Here is a 21059-nt window from a genome sequence, read left to right on the forward strand (position 1 = left end):
ACCTAAACCTTCTGAGACTTATGAAAAGATTCTATGCACTCTTGTTAGTGGGCCTTTTTACTATGCCAGCCTTTGCGCAAAATGGTAAAGCACCCCAACTACCTGTTGAAAAGCGTATTCCGCAACCAATGCCGGAGAAAAGCTACACCGGCGATGAGTACATCCCTCAAGTACCTTATGACACCCGTCCAGATAACGAGCTGACCTTCTCGAATGACCGTGAAGTTGTCATCTCTGAAGCTGTAATCGGCATCACGCAGTATGACCTTCAAAGTAATGCTGCCGTTGATAACCGTGCACTTCTTTCTGGAGATGATTTTAGAGGCGCTTGGACTATGAGCTTGAGCTCAGGTTCATTCGACGACCGTGGTACGGGATTAAACGAATACGTTGATGGCGCATGGGGACCAGAACCGATCGATCGTATCGAGAGTGTTCGTATTGGTTGGCCATCGCTCATCGAAACTGCTAGTGGACGCGTTCTCGCGATTTCACACGCAGGTATCGACACTCCATTACACGTAGCTTACCGCGACGATTCTTCTTGGGAAGAATACGACATGAACCTCGGTGACCTTCCAGGACACCTTTGGCCGCGTGCTGCGGTTGGTGGAGACGATGGAAACACAATTCACGTGATTTGTATCTCAACTCCTGAAGCCAACGGCGGAGCCCTATACGAAGGACAAGATGGAGCGATCCTTTACTTCCGTTCTACGGATGGTGGAGATACTTGGGATATCGAAAACATGATGTTCCCTGAATTGAACTCTGATAACTTCCTTGGATTCGACGGAGACATCTACCAGATCTCTGCTCGTGGAAATCAGGTAGCCTTCGGTGTATTCAATGACCTTGGAGATAGCTTCGTTATGATCTCTGATGATAATGGAGATACTTGGAGCTACAACAGCTTGGTTGACTTCCCAGTTGACAACTACGTTGTTGATTCTGGTTTGCCAGATGACGAAGGAGACGACTTCGATGAAGACGGCGTTTTCCAAGAGTACTTCAACACGGATGGTGCTGGATCTGTACTCATCACTCCTGACGGTACGGTTCACGTATTCTACGGTGAGATGTACTACATGGATGCTGACTTGACAGATACCAACTTCTCATACTTCCCTGGTGTGAACGGACTAGCTTACTGGAACGACACCATGGAAGAGAACACGTTCGAGACGATTGCTTACGCATACGACCTTGATGAAAGTGGTACTTGGGATATCGATGAGATCGCACTTTACTTCGTTAGTGGATCAGGAATGCCAAGCGCAAGCCACGATGCTGATGGAAACATCTATGTGTCATACAGCGCCTTAATGGAATCACACTCTTCAGGTGTACAGAGCTACCGTCACATTTACATCGTTCGTTCTGAAGACGGCGGTGTAACATGGAACTCTGACAACGCTTGTAACGTGACTCCAGATGCTGATTTCGACTTCTACGAGGCCGTATTCGCAGCACAAGCACCAGTGATTGACGATGAGATTCACTTGATCTACCAACGCGATTTCGAACCAGGTCTACACGTACGTGGAGATGAGGATCCAATCGATGTTAATGACATTGTGTATCTTGGGATTGAAACTGACCAGCTATTGGTTTGTGATGAAGACCCAGAGATCGAGATTGTATCTGTAGATGAACCTCTACAAGATGGTGACCTCGAAATCTACCCGAACCCAGCTTCGGATCGTGTCAACCTCATCCTAAACAAGCGAGGATCTACTACAATCCAGATCTTCAACATGACTGGACAAGAAGTATTCAATGAAACAGTGAATACGAGTCTACGAGTACTAGACGTGTCAGATTTCGCCTCAGGTGTGTACGTTATCCAACTCACACTCAACGGCAGCCAACTCACGGAAAAATTAACAATCGAGTGATCGATTGAACTATCTAAATAAGGAGACCCGCTTTTGCGGGTCTCTTTTTTTGGGGGCTTATGGCGTAGGGCATAAGGCGTAAGTTTGGGATTATGATTGGCATAAGGGTAATCCCTAACGTTGCCTTTGCCAACTATGAGAGCTGAGCAAGGCGCAGCTCTTGCGTTTATTAAGTTTTGGTTTGCGGCTGTGAAGTTGATGTTGAAGAGGTGCTTTTTCATGTGATGTTTGAAGAAACGGACTACCATGAAAAACTCATTAAGAAAAAGCGGATGGAAGTATTATACCTCTGCCTCCTACTTCATTACCATCAATGTCAAACCGAGGAAACCGTGGTTTGGATCACTAACGGAAAAAGGAGTTCATCTTTCTCCAATAGGAACCATCGTTCTTGATCGATTACAAGCGACAAATGAGATGTACTCCCATGTGTCTTTAGACCACTTCATCATTATGCCAGATCACATCCATTTCATTCTTCAATTTGATCCTTCAACCGATCATTTCGCCTTCGGAAACAGTGAATTTGACCCTCAGAAAGGTAATCTTGGAAACGTCGTTAATAGCTTCAAAAGGAAAACAACAAAACTCGTCAGAGAAATTCATCCTTCATTTAAATGGCAAAGGAATTACCATGACAGGGTCATTCATGACCATGACACCCTTATTGAACTTCGCCGATACATTCAACAAAAACCCCGAAGAGCATGGGAACGATTAAAAGGATAATGGTTTGCCCCCGAGCAATCCAAACCTTACGCCATAAGCCTTAAGCCTTAAGCCCTTACTTAACCTTCGCAATCACCGTCCGCTTCCCCTGCACCTTGTCGCCAATTTTGACTTGAACGTCTGCGTCTAGAGGAAGGAAGATATCGATGCGGCTTCCGAATTTGATGAATCCGCATTCATCGCCTTGGGCTACTTTGTCGCCCTCTTTGATGTAGTATTTGATGCGTCGTGCAACGGCGCCAGCAATTTGACGGAAGAGGATCTCATGCTTCTTCCCTTTAATCACCAAGGTGGTGCGTTCGTTGTCTGTTGACGACTTTGGATCCCAGGCTACAAGGAATAGCCCTGGGTGGTACTTCGTGTAGCTCACCTCGCCTTCGATAGGTGTCCATTGAGCGTGGACGTTGAGGGGAGACATGAATACTGATACCTGAATTCGTTTGTCTTTGAAGTATTCACCTTCTTCGGTCTCTTCAATAACTACCACTTTTCCGTCTGATGGTGAGATGACATGATCTTCACCTACATTCACCTCACGCTTTGGAATACGGAAGAACTGCGCAAAAAGCAGGAATCCTCCGAAAAGAATCGGGAGTGAAACGTAGAATAACCAAGATGGTGTAAAGAAGTAGAGTACAGTTCCGAGCGCTGCGAGAAAAAGAAACCATACGGTCAGAATAACATTGCCTTCGCGGTGTAAATACATCAGAGCAGGTTTGAGATCAGCAAATATGCCAAGATCACGGGAATTGACAGCAATACTCCATCAAATCGATCCAAAACTCCTCCGTGACCTGGTAGTAGGTTTCCAGAATCTTTGACACCAGAAGAACGCTTAAGTAGGCTTTCCACAAGGTCTCCTGCGTTAGAGAATACGCCTATGATCGCGGCAATTACGAGCCATTGGGTTCGAGAATACATTCCAGAAATATCACCCATAAACCAAGCGAGTACCATGGCTAAGACTACCCCACCAAGAAATCCTTCAATGGTTTTTCCTGGAGAGATCTTGGGCGCAAGTTTATGTCGACCAAAGGTTCTTCCGGTTACATATGCCCCAGTATCGTTGGTCCATAGAATCATGAAGAAGCCGAGGACTGTCCAACCATTATACACGCCTCCTAACGACGAAGCGGTCACTAACAATGAAAATGGAACCGTGATCCACAACTGCCCCGTGAATGCGTTAGCGACACGTGCAAAGGCATCTTCTGTTTTTCCTCGAAACAATTCAACTACGGGTAGAAAGGCGATGCTCGCGAAGCCGATGGCCATTCCTTCTGTGGGGATGATATCCGCTGCTGCCAAGACGGAAGAGGCATAACAGATTGTAGCAACGAAAAAGCCCATCATCCTCGAGGGAAGGGGCTTTTTTCCTTTGCTTAATATGGTATGATATTCATTGATCCCGATGAGGGTCACCAAGAAGAATAGTCCGCTTAGTGTCCATAGGTCAATGAGGATTGACGCTGCTAGAATGATCACAAAGAACACTCCAGTTATTGCTCGTTGCCAGAAGTTACTCACGCTCGTGTTTTTCGATCAGCCTTACGGCTTTGATCACGTCTTCTGCTTTCACATGCAGTTCATGATCTCCGAAAAGGTACGCACTATCTTGTTTACTAAGGATAAGGGCGGCAATCTCATTACTCTCAAGTAGGTGCTTCAGCAATGAAACATACTGCAAATTCCCGCTAGAGTAAATGCGCTGCCAACCGTCCATATATCAATCGTTCTTTGGCTCTTCTTCTGTAGCAGAATCCGTGCCTGACGTATTGGTTGATTCTGGCAAATCAGCTGTTGGCGCAGAAGTATCTGATAAGATTTCTGCAGACGATTCAAGCTCACTTGTTTCAGCTTCGAAAGGACGTTTCCCCATAATCTCTACAAGGTCTTCCTTAAAGATGACTTCTTTCTCAAGCAACTTGTTAGCGAGTGTTGTCAACTTGTCTTTGTTGGTCGTCAGCAACTCCTTCGCGCGATCGTATGCTCGCTCGATAATCTTGCTTGCTTCCTCATCAATAATCTTTGCTGTCTCTTCGCTGTATGGCTTCGTGAAGTTCGACTCACCTGATGAATCGTAGTAGCTACGGTTACCGATACGCTTGTTCAAACCGTATACAGAAACCATGGCGTAGGCTTGCTTTGTCACCTTTTCAAGGTCACTCAACGCACCAGTACTGATCTTCCCGAAAGTGATTTCCTCTGCTGCTCGTCCACCAAGAGCTGCACACATCTCGTCAAAGATCTGCTCAGTTGTGGTAATCGAACGTTCCTCGGGAAGGTACCAAGCTGCACCTAGGCTTTGTCCACGTGGTACGATTGTCACCTTTACAAGCGGTGAGGCATGTTCCAACAACCAGCTTACGGTCGCGTGGCCTGCTTCGTGGAATGCAATAGTTTCCTTCTCGCGAGGAGAGATAATCTTGTTCTTCTTTTCTAGTCCACCGATGACACGATCAACAGCATCCAAGAAGTCTTGGCGTGTAACGAGATCGCGATTCTTACGAGCTGCAATCAATGCCGCCTCGTTACAGATGTTTGCGATATCCGCACCCGAGAATCCTGGTGTTTGACGTGCCAAGAAGTCAACGTCGATTGAGGTATCCGCCTTGATCGGACGAAGGTGTACTTCGAAGATGGCTTTACGCTCATTCAAGTCTGGCATATCTACGTAGATCTGACGATCGAATCGTCCGGCACGCATCAAGGCCTTGTCAAGGATATCTGCACGGTTTGTTGCTGCGAGAATGATAACACCAGAGTTCGTTCCAAAACCATCCATTTCAGTCAACAGCTGGTTCAAAGTATTCTCACGCTCGTCATTCGAACCGAGATTTACATTCTTACCACGTGCTCGTCCAATCGCATCAATCTCATCAATGAAGATGATGGCTGGTGCTTTCTCTTTCGCTTGCTTGAAGAGGTCACGTACACGGCTGGCACCTACCCCAACAAACATCTCTACGAAGTCAGAACCACTCAACGAGAAGAATGGTACTTGTGCTTCACCTGCAACGGCTTTTGCCAAGAGCGTTTTACCCGTTCCCGGAGGTCCTACAAGTAGTGCTCCTTTTGGAATCTTCGCTCCAAGTTCAGTGTATTTCTTTGGGTTCTTGAGGAATTCAACGATCTCCTGAACTTCTTCTTTCGCGCCGTCAAGCCCCGCAACATCCTTGAAGTTCACGTTGGTTCCTTTGCCTTTCTCAAAGAGTTGGGCTTTCGATTTTCCAATGTTGAAGATTTGGCCTCCGCCAGCTCCACCTCCACCGAGGCGACGCATGAGGATTATCCAAACGAAGATCAAAATACCTAGGAAGATGACCCAAGTGAAAATCTGCTGACCTAGGTCATTGACTGGCTGGTATACCAATTCAAAGTTCTGACTACGCTGGAGTTCTTTGATCTCTTTCGCGTACTCATCACCTGGAGGCATGTAAAAGCTGTAATCAGGACCAGAGTAAATGCGTTGAAGGAATTGATCCTCACCTTTTGATTTCTGTAGGCTATCTCGAGCTTCTGGCTTGAGAAATACCGAAACGCGCTCACCCGTTTGGTTGATGCGTTTTACTTTTCCGTCTTCTGCGAGTTCACGGAACTCTGCGTAGGATATATCATCGCCATTTGACCCACTGTTGAACATGAGCATAGCGATTAACACCGCTCCAATCACGGCGTAAATCCAATAGAAGTTCATCTGCTTTTTAGGCTGATTTCCTTCGGGTGTTTTTTTGTCTTGTTCTGTTGACATATTCTTTTCTCTGCGAACCTTAAACCTCGTATTCGTACTCCTTTACCTCAGCATCTGCCCAGAGTTCTTCAAGAGCGTAGAACTCACGTGCTTCTTTGTAGAAAACATGCACCACGATGTTGGAGTAATCCATCAGAATCCATTCTGCGTTGCGGACACCTTCTGTGTGCCAAGGACGGTCATTGAATGCTTCGATCGTGTCTTTTTCTACTCGGTTGGCGATCGCTTGGACTTGTGTATTCGAGTTACCGTGACAGACCACAAAAAAGTCTGCTACTGAGTTTGGAATATTTCTTAGATCCAGGCTTCTAATCTCCTCGCCTTTCACCTCTTGTATGGCATTAACTACCACTTCGAGTAAATGTTCTGACGACGCTTGTTTAATTTTCTTCATTCAGGGCCCCTTAGGTTGGGTACAAAAGTAATACTTTTAGCTAATTGATTTTTAACACGAAATCCGCACCAGTTGCGACTTCTAGCATAATGAACACCCTATTCGTCGGCCAACAAGTCATTCGTTTGCGTGTTGTTGATAGTACCAACAACTATGCTGCCAAGATGGTCAAGATGCCAAAATGGATAGAAGGAACGGCCATTGTGGCAGACTATCAGACATCCGGCAAGGGTCGAAATGGCAACGTGTGGCGTGGCAGTGCCGGAGACAACCTTTTTGTCAGTTTCCTTTTCAAACCAACGCACATCCCGCTTCAGCATTCATTCCTGTTGAGCATGGCAGCTGCTCTGGCAGTTCAACACACCGTCAAGGAACTCTTGAACACTGACGATGTCGCCGTAAAATGGCCCAATGATGTTTTTGTCAATGAACGCAAGATCTCTGGAATTCTTATCGAGAATCAAGTGCGCGGCGGACAAATTTCTTCCGCTATTGTCGGTATCGGAATCAATGTCAATGAATTGGAGTTTGAGGGGCTTCGGGCTACTTCGCTGAACGCGGAAACGGGCAGCTCTTTTGATCGAGAGGACGTCCTCCAGAGTCTATGTCGCCACCTAGAAGCCCAGTACCTATTGCTACGCTCGAAGCCAATGCAAATTCTCGAGAATTATCAAGTGGGTTTGTACGGTAAAGATGACGCAAGAAACTACATCTTCCCTGATGGTGAAGACCAAGGGGTGCTGCAACGTGTAGCCATTGACGGCTCAGCTACATTCGTCCGAAACTCGGGAAAACACAGTTATACGATTGACCACGTGAAGTGGTGTTGGGAAGACTAGTTGAACTTCTCCTGAAGGCGATCAGCGATGTAATCAAACAGGTTCCGAAGTGGCTTCTCTACCATCATTTTCATGAATGGGTTCACATCCAAGTTACTCACCATCCCTGCTTTTGTGCCTGTTTCCGTTTCCGCGATAGCGATATCAAGATCAAACTTCACAGGAGAAGGAGCTTCAGACTCTAGTACAATGCGGTTAGGTGCCTCAACAGAAGCCTTCTTCAGGCCGATCGTGTACGCACCAGCTACCTTAAATGAACAGCGATCAACCTCACCACTCCAGTCAGAAATCTTGTCTTGAGGAAGTAGCTCTTTGAGATTCGTTAGGTCTTGAACAAAATCAAATACCTCTTGCGGAGAGCTCGTGAGTTCTACCTTCTTGCTTTCAATCACTGCCATAATGATGGATTATTTACCCCACTCAGATGGATTCTCACGCCACTGGCGCAACAAATCAACCTGCTTTTCATTGATGTATTCAGAGTTCAAGGCTTGCTTGATCAAGGTCTCGTAGTCTGTCAACGTGTGTAGGGTAACGTTGGCCTCCTCGAAATTCTTGCGTGCTACATCAAATCCGTAAGTGAAGATGGCTACCATGCCTTTCACGTTGAGATCAGCTTCACGCAACGCCTCTACAGCAGACAAACTGCTTCCGCCTGTAGAAACGAGGTCTTCAATAACTACGATGTTCTGGCCACTTTCCACAACCCCTTCAATCCGGTTCTGAAGTCCGTGTCCTTTTGAAGAAGAACGCACATAGGCGAATGGTAGACCCAAATCTTGCGCTACCAATGCACCAACAGCAATTCCACCAGTTGCTACACCCACAATCACGTCTGGTTTCCCAAACTGTTCATTAATGGTATTCACAAACTCCTGACGGATGTATGTTCTCACTGCCGGAAACGACAATGTCTTGCGGTTGTCACAGTAAATTGGCGACTTCCAACCTGATGCCCACGAGAAAGGAGCATTAGGACTTAATTCTATCGCCTTAATCTGAAGCAGAAATTCTGCTACCTTTAGTCCGGACTCCTCTTGTACGTTCATGCCGCAAATGTATAAAGTTTTCATATCGGAACGCCCTTTAATTATTCGACCTCGTGAAGGGGCTGATGTGGAATTAAAAGGGGGGGAACTTCATTTTCATTGTTCTGAAAATGAAGACATTATCCAACTCATTTCGCTTCTAGAAGACAATCCACAGGTCAAAAGTGTTCACGCTTACAACAACGAACCTGACGTTCTTTTTTCAACATTGAAGTCACATTTTTCAGTAGTCGAGGCTGCTGGGGGCTTGGTACAGAACAAAGACGGAGCTTATCTCTTCATTTTCCGACGCGGGAAATGGGATCTACCCAAGGGCAAAATCGATAAGGGAGAGTCACAAGAAGACGCTGCAGTGCGAGAGGTATCCGAAGAATGTGGTATTCCATTGCCAGATCTTCAAGAGCAATTGCAGACCACTTATCATACTTACGAGCACAAAGGCAAGAAGGTCTTGAAGCCAACCTACTGGTACCGAATGTACTCTAGCTTTGAGGGAGAATTAGTTCCTCAAACAGAAGAAGACATTACCGAAGTGAAATGGGTTGCCGTGGATGGATTAGATGAAATTTTAGCCAATACCTTCCCGAACATTCGAGAATTAATCGAGCATCACATTCTCGATAAGTAAATCGACTACAGACGACGGAACACGTCTTCAATCCCTTCAGAAGGGGATTTCGTGTAGTCATTGATCAATCGTCCATCAGGCCCAATCAAATAAAACGTTGGAATGGTGCGCAAACGCAACTCATGCTTCAACTTTGGGTTCCCTCCTCCCAACAGGAAAGTCCATTCTTGATCTCGGGCTGACGCGAGGTAATTGGTTAGTTCTTTCGAAGTCTCATCCATCACGAGGGTAACAAAGTGAATCGAACGACCATAGGTACGTTCTAAACGCTCCATAACCATCAATTCGCGCTGGCAAGTGAGACTGCCTGTTTGTACGACACTTAGGTAAACAAACTCTCCTGAAAACGAAGAGAGCTCCACACGATCTCCTTTGTGGTCAACCAAGGTCACATCAGGAAGGAATTGCTCGGCGCGGCGTGTACCTCGGGTCAATTCACCTTTCATTGAGGTCGCTATCTCTCCTACTTCTGACTCTGCCAGTTGATTCAACACAATCGTACATCCATAGCGTGCTTCATCGTCTTCAAACCACAATCGCTTTACCGTAGCCAAGGTCATTAGCTGAGCGAGTACTTGGTCTCCATCAGTGAACGTAGTGGCGAAAACTTCAATGAGTTGCTCTACTTCACCTAAAACGACGGTGCGATTCGATGCAGCGCGTGCGGCGTCATTGTGCAACAGAAGCATCTCAGTCAATTGCTCAAGAAGCAAGACCTCTTCTGGATTATTCAAATTGATGTTCTCAGGCAGATACTCTTCTTGCACGTAGACCGGATCGTCTCCAAATGTCAAGGCCACTTGACCGAATACTGAATGCACAGCACGTCTCGAATAATCATTCAAAGGTTTGTTGGACCACTCCAGCTCCAAGGCTTCAAATCGAATGGCCAAACTATCAAGGGAAGATTTACGGCTGATACTGTCTTCTTCCGTCACCATGTTGGTCATTTCCAATTCTTCGCGATTGGCCTTTTTGTAGGCTGATGAACCACGTCCAAAAAACTTCGCAAGATCTAAGGAAGATGATGCAAAGAGGGCATCGATATCTTGTTGCACCTTAATCATGGTTTGATTCAGATGCGTGTAATTCGTTCGTGGGAATGAAATTCCGAACGCATTCGCAGCGAAGGTTCGAGCTCTTCCTTCTTTTGGCACCGTGAGATCTACCAACAGATCTACTTCCGGTTCAACGAAGAACTCGGTGAGAAATGGACCACAGTAAAAGGCCATCCATTGTGCCTCCTCAAGATCTACCGAGAACTTGACCTCTCCTGATTCCTCAATGGTTTCCTGCTCCAATACATCCCATGCTCGACTTAGTTGATCGTCGTACTGAACCAAGTAACATTCTTTACCGGCTAGTTCAGGAAGTTGAATAAGTATAGAAGTCGATGCCCCTTGTAGATCAAGGAGCAGTAACGTGAATAGAAGAAGGTATAAACTGCGTAACATCACCATTGTTTCTCAAAATCTCACGTACAACTGTTGAATTTATTGCCGACAGCTCTGGATCCGTGAACAGAATCACCGTCTCCAAATGTGGTGCCATGAATTTCGTCATCTGTGCAATGGTGCGTTCGTATTCGAAGTCACTTCCATTACGAACACCTCGGAGCATAAAGCCTGCGTCTACTTTCTTACAGTAGTCCATCGTCATCCCGTCGTAGGCGTCTACCTTGACATTGTCGATGTCGTTGAACACCTCTTCCAACCACTGCTTGCGTTGCTCTAAAGAAAACATGCTTTTCTTGGAAGAATTGGAACCGATAGCGACAATGATCTCATCAAAGATGGAGGCCGCACGGCGAACGATGTTCTCGTGTCCTCGGGTGATTGGGTCAAACGATCCTGGGAATACTGCTCTTTTCATTCTTCTTCGAAGGTAAAAAAACTGAAATGGACATGTCCATACCTGCGTTCCTCTTCAAAACCTTCTGCCTCATCAAAGTGATGTTCAGGGCCGTGCTCTAAGACAAACAGCCCATCTGGCGCGAGTAGATTCGTTTTCTGAATGAACTCAGGAAGCTTCGGCAATAGCTCCAAAGCGAAAGGCGGATCTGCAATGATCAGGTCGTATTGACGAGGTGCTTTCTTGATGAACTTGAAAACATCTCCTGTGACCACCATTCCGTTTTCAATCCCCAAGTCGTTCATGTTTTTACGGATACTCATCGCTGAAGGACGATTCATTTCCACGCTAGTGACACTCAAGGCACCATGACTAGCAGCTTCGAGAGACATCGCTCCTGTTCCTGAAAATAAATCAAGCACATGCATCTCCGTCAAATCAACTCGATTTCGAAGAATGTTGAAGAGGCTTTCGCGACCAAAGTCAGTCGTAGGTCTTCCTTTAAACTTTGAAGAGGTGCTGATCTTACGACCTTTGAGTCGTCCGCCTATGATACGCATGGGTACTGATTGAGCAATGACATGAATCGCTGCTTGCGCAGTGAGGAAAGTCCGCCTGCTACCTTAGGCATATCAAAGCCAAAGTTCATCTGCAGTTTCGGAAAGTACTTTTTGAAGAGCTTGTATGTATCGCTCGTTAGTTCAATATCACCAGCGAGGTAAAGCTGAATCTCTTCTGATTCGATTGACAGCGTCTTGATGCTATTTGAGATGTGATACAAGGCGTCTTCCGCGGTAGCGATGTCAAAGTAATTGGCCATCAACAATTGCTTATGTCCGGCAACGATCAATTCCATGAAGGACTCAGACATGTCTATGTAGAGCTGCAATGGACGTTCAAAGCGGTTCTTTGCCATCACCGAAGTGAGGTTCAACAACAGGTTTGGATACACCTGCACCTCTGGAAAGGTCCGGTTCACCGCCTCTACTACAGCTGATGGAAAATTGCTCACCATCATCGCATCCAAGGCACCTAGTTGGTGACTTTCGATGCGGTCTGGTTTTTCTGGACTTGTCAGCTGTATGATTTCTTTCGCTCGCGCGGAATCGTATAGTCCCTTGGGAACAAGGGTTGATGGGATGGCGCGCAGAGCTAAGGAAACTGCACTAAAGTTCCATTTGTTCTTATCCCATTGTGAGAGGAAGTCCCCTAACTGGTCATCTTTCGATTCACGATCGAAACGTTGGTCACCAACTTCGAGGATGTACGAATCAGACTTACGCGTAATGGCGTAGGTAAATCCATCTCGATCAACAAGTAAGCTTAAATGATAGTCAGCTGCATTTGATTCAAGCAGGCTATCGTCAGTAAGAAGAAATGTGAGATTACTTCCAGTTACCATCAGTGATCGGTTCAGTGAGGGAACCGAAACGCAGCGTATCTTTCTTCACTTTCTCACGATCGAACGGCGTCGGATCCATCACAAGGATCGTTGGCTTGTCTAGTCCACTCTGTTCTACAGTACCTGTAGCAATGAGGAACTGCTTCCCTTCTGATGGAGAAATTGGAAGTGAGTCAAGCGATACTGGTGGAAGTTTCTTTGACTTACGTACTTCCGGAGCGAAGTTCTCAGCGTAGAAAGAAGTGTAAAGCGTATCAATCACTTTGTACGCCGTTTGGTCGTTTCCAATTTGCTCACGAAGCTCATCTGGAGACATGCCTAGTGACAGCGCCACAGAATCAACTTCATCACGCTTAAGGATCAGTCCAAGCTCACGGTAAGCTGACTCAGCACCACCACCGATTGAATCGTGGAAAGTACCCATCTTGAAGCGAATTGGAATTACTGGCTCTTGCACCCATGCCACGAGGGTATCAAAGTTGTCAGTGAACTTACCGTTGTACTCAAGGTATGCTTCTTCAGCTGAGCGAATATCTTTTAGACGCTGAACTACCTTCGCGTCAATCGCTTTCTTTTTCTCTTGGAATGCGATCTCCTCATCTACCGTGTACCAAACAGAGTATCCGAGGTAGGCAACAAGCAGTAGACCAACTCCAGCAAGAATTTTTCCTGCGTTTCCACTAAAACGTTCCAAGACCGGGGGAGCAACGATGATACCAGCAGCGATCAACACCAAAGACGCTACTAACATGTAGGTCGGTTGACTCTCTAGTTCATTACCACTGAGGAACTTAATAAGGAAAATGATCCCGAATGCAACGAGGATCACTGTGATCACATATTTACCTAAGGTTTTTCCAAGATCTTCCATGAATCGGTTTTTAAGCGCTTTTACCTTGATTTAAAGCGGGACAAACTTACCATTTTTTCCTTTTGTGAGGAACGGCAAATTTGCGGAATCTTTTCAGCCTTCAACGCACATCTTTTCGCTCTTCTTTCCTTTCTACCCACAAAATTTGATCAATTATAACACTCACAATCAAGAGTTTCAGGAGGATTATGAAAAAAATACCCCCCAGATGTGACCCCCCTAATTATTTCGCGTCAAAAGAATGTACCCTGCAAGCGAGCAGGATTACGAATGCTAGTGTTTTGCCGGAACGAGACAGTTGAGGTCTGTGGCTATATGACAAAGGTCACCATTGGGAGAGAGTGGTGAACACCTCACACTCGTTCCGGTTCTTTTTATCTCAGTTCAGCGTTCTGCTGATTGAATCGAGAATTAATACGTACTTTTGCGCCGATTTTAGCAAACGCCCCAATATCATGGCTACTAACAAGACATTCACTATGATCAAGCCTGACGCTACTGGCGCAGGTAACACTGGAAAGATCATCGACCGTATTATCGGTGCTGGATTTGAAATCCGCGCAATGAAATTGACTCGCTTGACTCAGGCAGACGCTGAGGCATTCTACGCGATCCACAAAGAGCGTCCGTTCTTTGGTGAATTGGTAGAGTACATGACGTCTGGTCCTATCGTTGCAGCGATCCTAGAAAAAGACAACGCAGTTGCCGACTTCCGCACGTTGATCGGAGCTACTAACCCAGAAGAAGCAGCAGAAGGAACTATCCGTCGCGACTTCGCAAAGTCAATCGCGGCAAACGCGGTTCACGGGTCTGATAGCGATGAGAACGCAGCGATTGAAGGCTCATTCTTCTTCAGCAAGCGCGAAGAAGTATAATTGACCGTATTGCATTGAGAGCACCTCGCCTTTGGCGGGGTGTTTTTGTTTAGGAATACTTGATTACATGAAGTAAGTGTTGTTTTTACACTTACTCTTTCTCAACTTTGCTAACATTCATACAATTCAGCGGATTATGCCGCTGGGAAGTGTATATTTGTGCTCCCGTTTTGGGGAAACTGAACCCTTACTATGTCCAAAATAATTTACACCAAGACCGATGAGGCACCGGCTCTTGCGACTTATAGCTTTTTGCCAATGGTCAAAGCTTTCACAGCGAAAGCAGGAATCGATGTTGAAACTCGCGACATCTCATTGGCAGGCCGCATCCTTGCGAATTTTCCTGATTTTCTGAATGACAACCAGCGCATCGGTGATGCTTTGGCTGAACTCGGTGAATTAGCAAAACAGCCAGAAGCGAATATTATCAAGCTTCCTAATATCAGTGCTTCTATTCCCCAGTTGAAAGCCGCAATCGCGGAACTGCAACAAGCAGGGTACGCACTTCCTGATTATCCGGAAGAACCAGAAAACGATGATGAAAAAGCCATCAAGGCTCGCTACGATAAGATCAAAGGTTCAGCTGTGAACCCTGTCCTTCGTGAAGGAAACAGCGATCGTCGTGCACCGAAGGCGGTAAAGAACTATGCACGCAAGCACCCACACTCAATGGGAGCATGGTCGAGCGACAGCAAAGCGCACGTGGCTAGTATGAGCGGTGGAGATTTCTACGGTTCTGAAACAAGTACCACCATCTCGAATGCTACATCAGCAGATATCGTATTCCAAGGAGCGGATGGCTCATCAAAAACATTGAAGTCAGGAATAGCACTTCAGGCAGGTGAGATCATTGACTCTGCGCGCATGAGCATGAGCGAACTTCGTTCATTCCTTGCCGCTCAGGTGGAAGATGCGAAAGCTCAAGGCATCTTGTTCTCGCTACACATGAAAGCGACCATGATGAAGGTCAGTGACCCGATCATCTTCGGAGCAGCGGTTGAAGTATTCTTTAAAGATGTCTTCGATGCGTACGCAAACGAATTCGAGCAGATTGGAGTGGATGTCCGCAACGGACTTGGTGATGTTTACGCTAAGCTCGGTGAGCTTTCTGCTGATAAGAAAGAAGAAATTGAAGCTGCGTTGGCTAAGGCTATCGCCGAAGGGCCAGACCTTGCCATGGTAAACTCTGATAAAGGTATTACCAACCTGCATGTACCTAGTGACGTGATTATCGATGCTTCGATGCCTGCGATGATTCGCAACTCGGGAATGATGTGGGACAAAGACGGAAACACGCAAGATGCGAAGGCAGTAATTCCAGACCGTTCTTACTCTAGCGTTTACCAGGCGACGATCGATTTCTGTAAAGAAAACGGAGCACTTGACCCAACAACCATGGGAAGCGTGAGCAACGTTGGTCTTATGGCTCAGAAAGCCGAAGAATACGGTTCCCACGACAAGACATTCCAGATGTCTGCCGCAGGTAAAGTTCAAGTTATTGCTGATGGAAACGTACTTCTAGAACAAGAAGTAGGCGTGGGAGATATCTTCCGCATGTGCCAGGTGAAGGATGCTCCGATCAAGGATTGGGTAGGTCTTGCCATTCGTCGTGCACGTGCCACAGGATCACCTGCTGTTTTCTGGCTAGACAAAAACCGCGCACACGACGCAGAGTTGATCAAGAAGGTAGATGCATACCTCCCAGGATTTGACACTAACGGATTGGAGATCCACATTATGGCTCCAGAAGCGGCAACGAAGTTCAGCTTGGAACGCATTGCCAAAGGTCAAGACACTATCTCGGTAACAGGGAACGTACTTCGTGATTACTTGACTGACCTCTTCCCTATTCTTGAGGTGGGTACGTCTGCTAAGATGCTTTCGATTGTTCCGTTGATGAACGGTGGTGGTTTGTTCGAAACAGGAGCTGGAGGATCTGCGCCTAAGCACGTTCAACAGCTTACTTCACAAAACTACCTGCGTTGGGATAGCTTAGGTGAATTCCTTGCACTGGGAGTAAGCCTAGAGCACTTCGCTGAAAAGGATGGCAACAACAAAGCTGCAGTACTTTCAAAGACCCTTGATGACGCGACTTCTCTATTCCTAGAAAACGACAAGAGTCCAACGCGACGTCTCGGGGGAATTGATAACCGTGGTTCTCACTTCTACTTGGCTATGTACTGGGCACAGGCTCTTGCAGCGCAAGATGAAAACGAAGAACTCAAGTCAATCTTTGCTCCTTTGGCAGCTTCTATGGCAGCTCAAGAAGAGAAGATCGTTGCAGAATTGAATGATGTTCAAGGAGCACCTGCTGAAATTGGTGGGTACTACTACATGAACGACGACCTCGCTGGTAAAGTGATGCGTCCTTCTACTACGCTCAATGAGCTTGTAGATCAGTTCTAATCGAAAATGATATCAGAAAGAAAGCCGGCTTTTGAGTCGGCTTTTTTTATGCCTAATCGGCGAAAAAGGCGTCTGTGAAATTCAGCAGATAGAGCTCAGACTGTGCACGGGTAAAGGCGGTATAGAACCAGCGAAGCAACGAAACATCCAACATTTCTTCGGTTAAGTAGCCTTGATCAACGATCACCGCTGGCCATTGTCCACCTTGAGACTTGTGGCAAGTGACCGCATAGGCAAACTTCACTTGAAGGGCGTTGTAGAAAGGGTCTTTCATCACTGCCTCGTGAATGGCACGTTTCGTTCCTAAGTGCACGTAATCAAGAGCAATGGTCTCATAGAGAATCTTCGAATCTCCGAAGCTCATGCTGGCCTGTTCGAGCATCAGAATGTCTAGCATGATCTTAACCTCGAAAGGGGGAAAATCCGGGTAATCGATTAATCGGACCGACACATCAGCAAAGCGCGCTCCGTAGCGATCAGTATATCCTACAATCTTCAATACCTCGAGGCTATCTCCATTAGCAATGAATGAGGTTGGAGCGTCTTTGAACTCTTCCAACCAGTGGTAGTTGTTCTTCACTACCATGAGCATATCACCCGCAGCAATCTCATCTTCGCGCCAAAGGATGCGTTGACGGATCTGCTGATTGAATTGATTTGCTCGCTTGTTGGAACGTGTCACAACGATGACTCCTTCTTCAGTGTACTTACTGTAGAGTGACTCCAATGTCTCTTGAAGGTCATATCCTCCGAGGCGAATTAAGTCTGGAAAATTCTCACTGTACAATTGAGGGAATCCTTCCTGTCCCTGTTGCAACTGCACCCGAAGAGTATTGGCATTGAAAAGGATTCCTGAATCAAGCTCTTGGCGGACGACTTCGTTCAATTCCATCTCTGCTACGGTGAGGTGGTAGTTCCCTCGCAGGTAGTCTAGTCGCAGCGCAGGGGAATCATCGCTTCCGACCGGAGGGAGCTGAGCGCTATCACCAATTAGAATCAAACGACAATTTTCACCGCTGAAGACATACTCCATGAGGTCTTCCATCAAATCACGGTATTCGAACTGACCACCTTGCATCCCAGTAGATTCGCCAATCATCGAGGCCTCATCAACGATGAACACGGCGTTCTTTCTGCGATTCGGCGCTAGCGAAAAAGAAATACCTGACCCCCCACCGCCTCGCTTGACATAGATCGTTCGATGAATGGTGTAAGCTGGGTGCTCTGAAAATGATGCGAGCACTTTTGCAGCACGACCTGTAGGCGCCATGAGTACCGTCTTGCGTCTCAGGTCACGAAGCACCTTCACTATGGTACCGGTGATGGTCGTCTTACCGGTACCTGCATAACCTTTGATGAGCAGTGCGCATCGTGGTTTGTCAGAGTAAAGAAACTTGGAAAAAGCATGCAGCAGATGCGCCTGACCGAGGGTCGGTTCATAAGGAAAGGCCGTCATTAGCCGTTGGCGCAGTTCTACATCATCTTGCTTCATGGACTAGCAAATGTAGGGCAAGGAATCAGCCCGAACCAGTGGTAGGAAGGGAAGTTATTGACGAAAGCTGAATGGCGGACCAAGCGCGAATTCGTAGCTTTGTCGGGAATCAAATAATCACCCAAAAACGACTAACAATGGCAGAAGTGATGGAAACGCGCCTGACTTCCGAACAGGCAATGGAACTCGAGAACAAGCATGGTGCACACAACTATCACCCGCTACCCGTAGTTCTTGATCGTGGAGAGGGTGTATTTGTATGGGATCTTGAAGGAAAGAAGTATTACGATTTCCTTTCAGCTTATTCAGCTGTGAACCAAGGACATGGTCACCCAAGAATCGTAGGAGCAATGACAGCTCAAGCGCAGAAACTGGCATTGACTTCACGTGCATTCTACAACAGCGTTCTTGGTAAGTACGAGAAGTACGTCACTGAATACTTCGGATTCGAGAAGGTGCTGCCGATGAACTCAGGAGCGGAAGCAGTAGAGACGGCGATCAAGGTTTGTCGCAAGTGGGGTTACGAGAAGAAAGGAGTTGAAGCAGACAAGGCGAAAATCTTGGTGGCTTCTGAGAACTTCCACGGAAGAACAACAACGATCATTTCGTTCTCAACAGACCCAGATTCTCGCGGAGGATTTGGACCATACACACCTGGTTTTGAGATCATTCCTTATAACGATACTGCGGCGTTAGCTACAGCATTGGAAGATCCAAACGTAGTTGGATTCATGGTTGAGCCTATTCAAGGAGAAGCTGGAGTGAATACTCCAGATGATTCATACATCCCTGAAGTAGCGAAGCTTTGTCGTGCGAAGAACGTTCTCTTCATTGCTGACGAAATTCAAACCGGAATTGCCCGCACAGGTGCTCTACTTGCAGTTTGTGGAAACTGTACGTGTGAAGCAGCCTGCGAACGCCAAGCAACATATACACGCCCTGATATCCTAATCCTCGGAAAAGCAATCTCAGGTGGATGCTACCCAGTATCAGCCGTTCTTGCAGACGACGAAATCATGATGGTTATCAAACCAGGAGAGCACGGATCTACCTTCGGTGGGAATCCAATAGCTGGAGAGGTAGCTATGGCAGCTTTGGAAGTAGTAAAAGACGAGAAACTTGCTCAGAACGCACGTAAACTCGGAAACATCTTCCGCGCTGAAATGGAGAAGTTGAGCAATGACTCTGACCTAGTAACACTCGTTCGTGGTCGTGGTCTTCTCAATGCGGTTGTTATTAACGATACACCAGAGAGCTCAACAGCTTGGGACATTTGTGTAGCGCTGAAAGACAACGGACTTCTCGCGAAGCCAACCCACGGAAACATCATCCGATTCGCACCTCCTTTGGTGATGACAGAAGAGCAATTGATGGAATGTGTGGCGATCATTCGCAAGACAATCCTCGAGTTCAAGAAGTAAGCTTGAAACATAAAGACATAAAAAAGGGACGCCCGAGGGTGTCCCTTTTTATTTCATTCAATTTTCTTCTTAGCTGATCGCGTCGATCAAGTCGTGGCGAGTAATGATGTGATGTCCTCCGTCTTCCAGGCTTACCAAAACCGCCGAGTTGTCTTTACCGATCATTTGTGAGATCGAGTCAATCGTAGCGTTTTCATCAACTACTGGGAATGGAGCTCCCATGACCTTGCTCACTGGTTCAAGTAGCATCTTTGGATCATCTACAATCGCCTCGAATAACTGGCGATCATCTACCGAGCCTACCATCTTGCCTTCAAGGATCACTGGCATTTGGCTGATCTTGTACTGACGCATTTTGCGAGCAACGTTTTCCATCACCTCTCCTTCGTAACACATCATCAACGGAAGGTCACGGTGTTTAGCGATCAGGTCTTTCGCTGTCTTCACTTCATCATTCATGAATCCGCGATCTCGCATCCAGTCGTCGTTGTACACTTTACCTACGTAGCGTGAACCGTGATCGTGGAATAGAACCACTACTACGTCGTCTTCAGTCAACTCATCTTTCAGCTGACGAATCCCCTGGAACGCAGATCCACAAGAGTATCCAAGGAAGAGTCCTTCTTTACGCGCAAGCTCACGTGTAGCAAGGGCTCCATCTTTGTCGGTTACCTTTTCGAATTTATCGATCAATGAGAAGTCAACATTCTTTGGTAGGATGTCTTCTCCAATTCCTTCAGTGATATATGGGTAGATCTCTTTTTCATCGAACTCGCCAGTCTCGTGGTATTTCTTGAATACTGAACCGTAGGTATCGATTCCCCAAATCTTGATGTTCGGGTTTTTCTCTTTCAAGAACTTAGCACAACCTGAGATCGTTCCCCCTGTACCAACACCAACTACGAAGTGGGTGATTTTCCCTTCCGTCTGTTCCCAGATTTCCGGTCCTGTTGACTCGTAGTGAGCTGTGCGGTTTGAAAGGTTGTCGTACTGGTTACACCAGATACTGTTTGGCGTCTCTTTGTGCAAGCGCTCTGCTACAGAGTAGTAGCTATCCGGGTGGTCCGGAGCAACGTTCGTAGGGCAAACGAACACCTGAGCTCCCATTGCTCTTAGCACGTCAAATTTCTCTTTTGACTGCTTATCGTTGGAAGTACAGATCAACTTGTAGCCTTTTACCACACAGGCTAGGGCCAATCCCATTCCTGTGTTACCAGAAGTACATTCAATCACTGTGCCTCCTGGTTTCAGTGCACCGCTCTTCTCAGCGTCCTCAATCATCTTGAGGGCCATGCGGTCTTTAACCGAGTTTCCAGGGTTGAAGTATTCCACCTTCGCAAAGACTTTCGCAGGGATGTCTTTGGCGATTTCGTTCAATCGGATCATTGGCGTATCACCAATGGCTTCGATAATGTTGTTGTATACGCGCTTGCTCATAGCGCGGCAAAGGTAG

General features: G+C 46.6%; 21 protein-coding genes. 7 read left to right on the top strand and 14 right to left on the bottom strand.

The annotated features are described in order from the left end of the window. Positions 1-20: 20 nt before the first annotated feature. Together RA156_RS10510 and RA156_RS10515 are read left to right on the top strand one after the other, a co-directional pair. On the top strand, positions 21-1898 hold the full coding sequence (locus tag RA156_RS10510; protein WP_306639991.1) for a T9SS type A sorting domain-containing protein: 1878 nt from the start codon (positions 21-23) through the stop codon (positions 1896-1898). 246 nt (positions 1899-2144) lie between these two features. Next, complete coding sequence (locus RA156_RS10515) at positions 2145-2627, top strand: transposase (protein ID WP_306639992.1); 483 nt, start codon at positions 2145-2147, stop codon at positions 2625-2627. A gap of 55 nt (positions 2628-2682) precedes the next feature. Here RA156_RS10515 and RA156_RS10520 read toward each other — a convergent pair whose 3' ends face one another. From RA156_RS10520 to rsfS, 5 genes are read right to left on the bottom strand one after another with little or no spacing between them, the layout of a single operon-like run. After that, positions 2683-3333, bottom strand: coding sequence for a phosphatidylserine decarboxylase family protein (locus RA156_RS10520; RefSeq protein ID WP_306639993.1), 651 nt, complete (start codon positions 3331-3333; stop codon positions 2683-2685). Beyond that, entirely contained in the window at positions 3333-4154 is an 822-nt protein-coding gene (locus RA156_RS10525) for a phosphatidate cytidylyltransferase (RefSeq protein WP_306639994.1), read from the bottom strand. The genes RA156_RS10520 and RA156_RS10525 overlap by 1 nt, the downstream gene beginning before the upstream one ends. Then, on the bottom strand, positions 4147-4350 hold the full coding sequence (locus RA156_RS10530) for a putative signal transducing protein (RefSeq protein ID WP_306639996.1): 204 nt from the start codon (positions 4348-4350) through the stop codon (positions 4147-4149). The genes RA156_RS10525 and RA156_RS10530 overlap by 8 nt, the downstream gene beginning before the upstream one ends. A gap of 3 nt (positions 4351-4353) precedes the next feature. Next, positions 4354-6378 (bottom strand): ATP-dependent zinc metalloprotease FtsH, encoded by a 2025-nt coding sequence (gene ftsH, locus RA156_RS10535; RefSeq protein WP_306639998.1) that lies wholly within the window; start codon positions 6376-6378, stop codon positions 4354-4356. Positions 6379-6397: 19 nt separating this feature from the next. Then, positions 6398-6772 carry a ribosome silencing factor gene (rsfS, locus tag RA156_RS10540; RefSeq protein ID WP_306640000.1) on the bottom strand — a complete coding sequence of 125 codons (375 nt, stop codon included), beginning with the start codon at positions 6770-6772 and terminating at the stop codon, positions 6398-6400. Positions 6773-6861: 89 nt separating this feature from the next. Between rsfS and RA156_RS10545 the strand changes: the two genes are divergently transcribed. Then, positions 6862-7611: a biotin--[acetyl-CoA-carboxylase] ligase gene (locus RA156_RS10545; RefSeq protein ID WP_306640001.1), complete on the top strand. Its 750-nt coding sequence runs from the start codon at positions 6862-6864 to the stop codon at positions 7609-7611. On the opposite strand, the gene RA156_RS10550 is transcribed toward RA156_RS10545, so the two are convergent. Further along, positions 7608-8009 (bottom strand): SRPBCC family protein, encoded by a 402-nt coding sequence (locus tag RA156_RS10550; protein WP_306640003.1) that lies wholly within the window; start codon positions 8007-8009, stop codon positions 7608-7610. The genes RA156_RS10545 and RA156_RS10550 overlap by 4 nt on opposite strands. A 9-nt stretch (positions 8010-8018) precedes the next feature. Next, complete coding sequence (gene pyrE, locus RA156_RS10555; protein ID WP_306640004.1) at positions 8019-8660, bottom strand: orotate phosphoribosyltransferase; 642 nt, start codon at positions 8658-8660, stop codon at positions 8019-8021. A 67-nt stretch (positions 8661-8727) separates the two neighbouring features. On the opposite strand from pyrE, the gene RA156_RS10560 reads away from it, so the two are divergent. Further along, positions 8728-9288 (top strand): NUDIX hydrolase, encoded by a 561-nt coding sequence (locus RA156_RS10560; RefSeq protein WP_306640006.1) that lies wholly within the window; start codon positions 8728-8730, stop codon positions 9286-9288. 5 nt (positions 9289-9293) lie between these two features. On the opposite strand, the gene RA156_RS10565 is transcribed toward RA156_RS10560, so the two are convergent. From RA156_RS10565 to RA156_RS10585, 5 genes are read right to left on the bottom strand one after another with little or no spacing between them, the layout of a single operon-like run. Next, positions 9294-10742, bottom strand: coding sequence for a TlpA family protein disulfide reductase (locus RA156_RS10565; protein WP_306640007.1), 1449 nt, complete (start codon positions 10740-10742; stop codon positions 9294-9296). Further along, positions 10696-11160 (bottom strand): pantetheine-phosphate adenylyltransferase, encoded by a 465-nt coding sequence (gene coaD, locus RA156_RS10570; protein ID WP_306640009.1) that lies wholly within the window; start codon positions 11158-11160, stop codon positions 10696-10698. Before coaD ends, RA156_RS10565 begins: the two co-directional genes overlap by 47 nt. Beyond that, a complete protein-coding gene (rsmD, locus tag RA156_RS10575; protein ID WP_306640011.1) occupies positions 11157-11699 on the bottom strand; it encodes a 16S rRNA (guanine(966)-N(2))-methyltransferase RsmD in 543 nt (180 codons plus the stop codon). Before rsmD ends, coaD begins: the two co-directional genes overlap by 4 nt. After that, on the bottom strand, positions 11687-12541 hold the full coding sequence (locus RA156_RS10580) for a DUF3822 family protein (RefSeq protein WP_306640013.1): 855 nt from the start codon (positions 12539-12541) through the stop codon (positions 11687-11689). The genes rsmD and RA156_RS10580 overlap by 13 nt, the downstream gene beginning before the upstream one ends. Beyond that, positions 12525-13412, bottom strand: a complete 888-nt coding sequence (locus RA156_RS10585) for a hypothetical protein (RefSeq protein ID WP_306640015.1) — start codon at positions 13410-13412, stop codon at positions 12525-12527. Before RA156_RS10585 ends, RA156_RS10580 begins: the two co-directional genes overlap by 17 nt. 455 nt (positions 13413-13867) lie before the next feature. Here RA156_RS10585 and RA156_RS10590 point away from each other — a divergent pair, with 455 nt between their 5' ends. Both RA156_RS10590 and RA156_RS10595 read left to right on the top strand, forming a co-directional pair. Continuing rightward, entirely contained in the window at positions 13868-14287 is a 420-nt protein-coding gene (locus RA156_RS10590; protein ID WP_306640017.1) for a nucleoside-diphosphate kinase, read from the top strand. Positions 14288-14479: 192 nt separating this feature from the next. Beyond that, positions 14480-16693, top strand: a complete 2214-nt coding sequence (locus RA156_RS10595) for an NADP-dependent isocitrate dehydrogenase (RefSeq protein ID WP_306640019.1) — start codon at positions 14480-14482, stop codon at positions 16691-16693. 52 nt (positions 16694-16745) lie between these two features. Here the strand turns inward: RA156_RS10595 and RA156_RS10600 are convergent, their stop codons facing one another. Further along, positions 16746-18185, bottom strand: coding sequence for an ATP-dependent DNA helicase (locus RA156_RS10600; protein ID WP_306640020.1), 1440 nt, complete (start codon positions 18183-18185; stop codon positions 16746-16748). Between the two features lie 137 nt (positions 18186-18322). Here RA156_RS10600 and rocD point away from each other — a divergent pair, with 137 nt between their 5' ends. Next, positions 18323-19606 carry an ornithine--oxo-acid transaminase gene (gene rocD, locus RA156_RS10605; protein ID WP_306640021.1) on the top strand — a complete coding sequence of 428 codons (1284 nt, stop codon included), beginning with the start codon at positions 18323-18325 and terminating at the stop codon, positions 19604-19606. A 69-nt stretch (positions 19607-19675) separates the two neighbouring features. Here rocD and RA156_RS10610 read toward each other — a convergent pair whose 3' ends face one another. Further along, positions 19676-21043: a pyridoxal-phosphate dependent enzyme gene (locus RA156_RS10610; protein WP_306640023.1), complete on the bottom strand. Its 1368-nt coding sequence runs from the start codon at positions 21041-21043 to the stop codon at positions 19676-19678. Positions 21044-21059: the final 16 nt, after the last annotated feature.

It is taken from the genome of Sanyastnella coralliicola, from assembly GCF_030845195.1.
In the GTDB taxonomy this organism is placed as follows: domain Bacteria; phylum Bacteroidota; class Bacteroidia; order Flavobacteriales_D; family Sanyastnellaceae; genus Sanyastnella; species Sanyastnella coralliicola.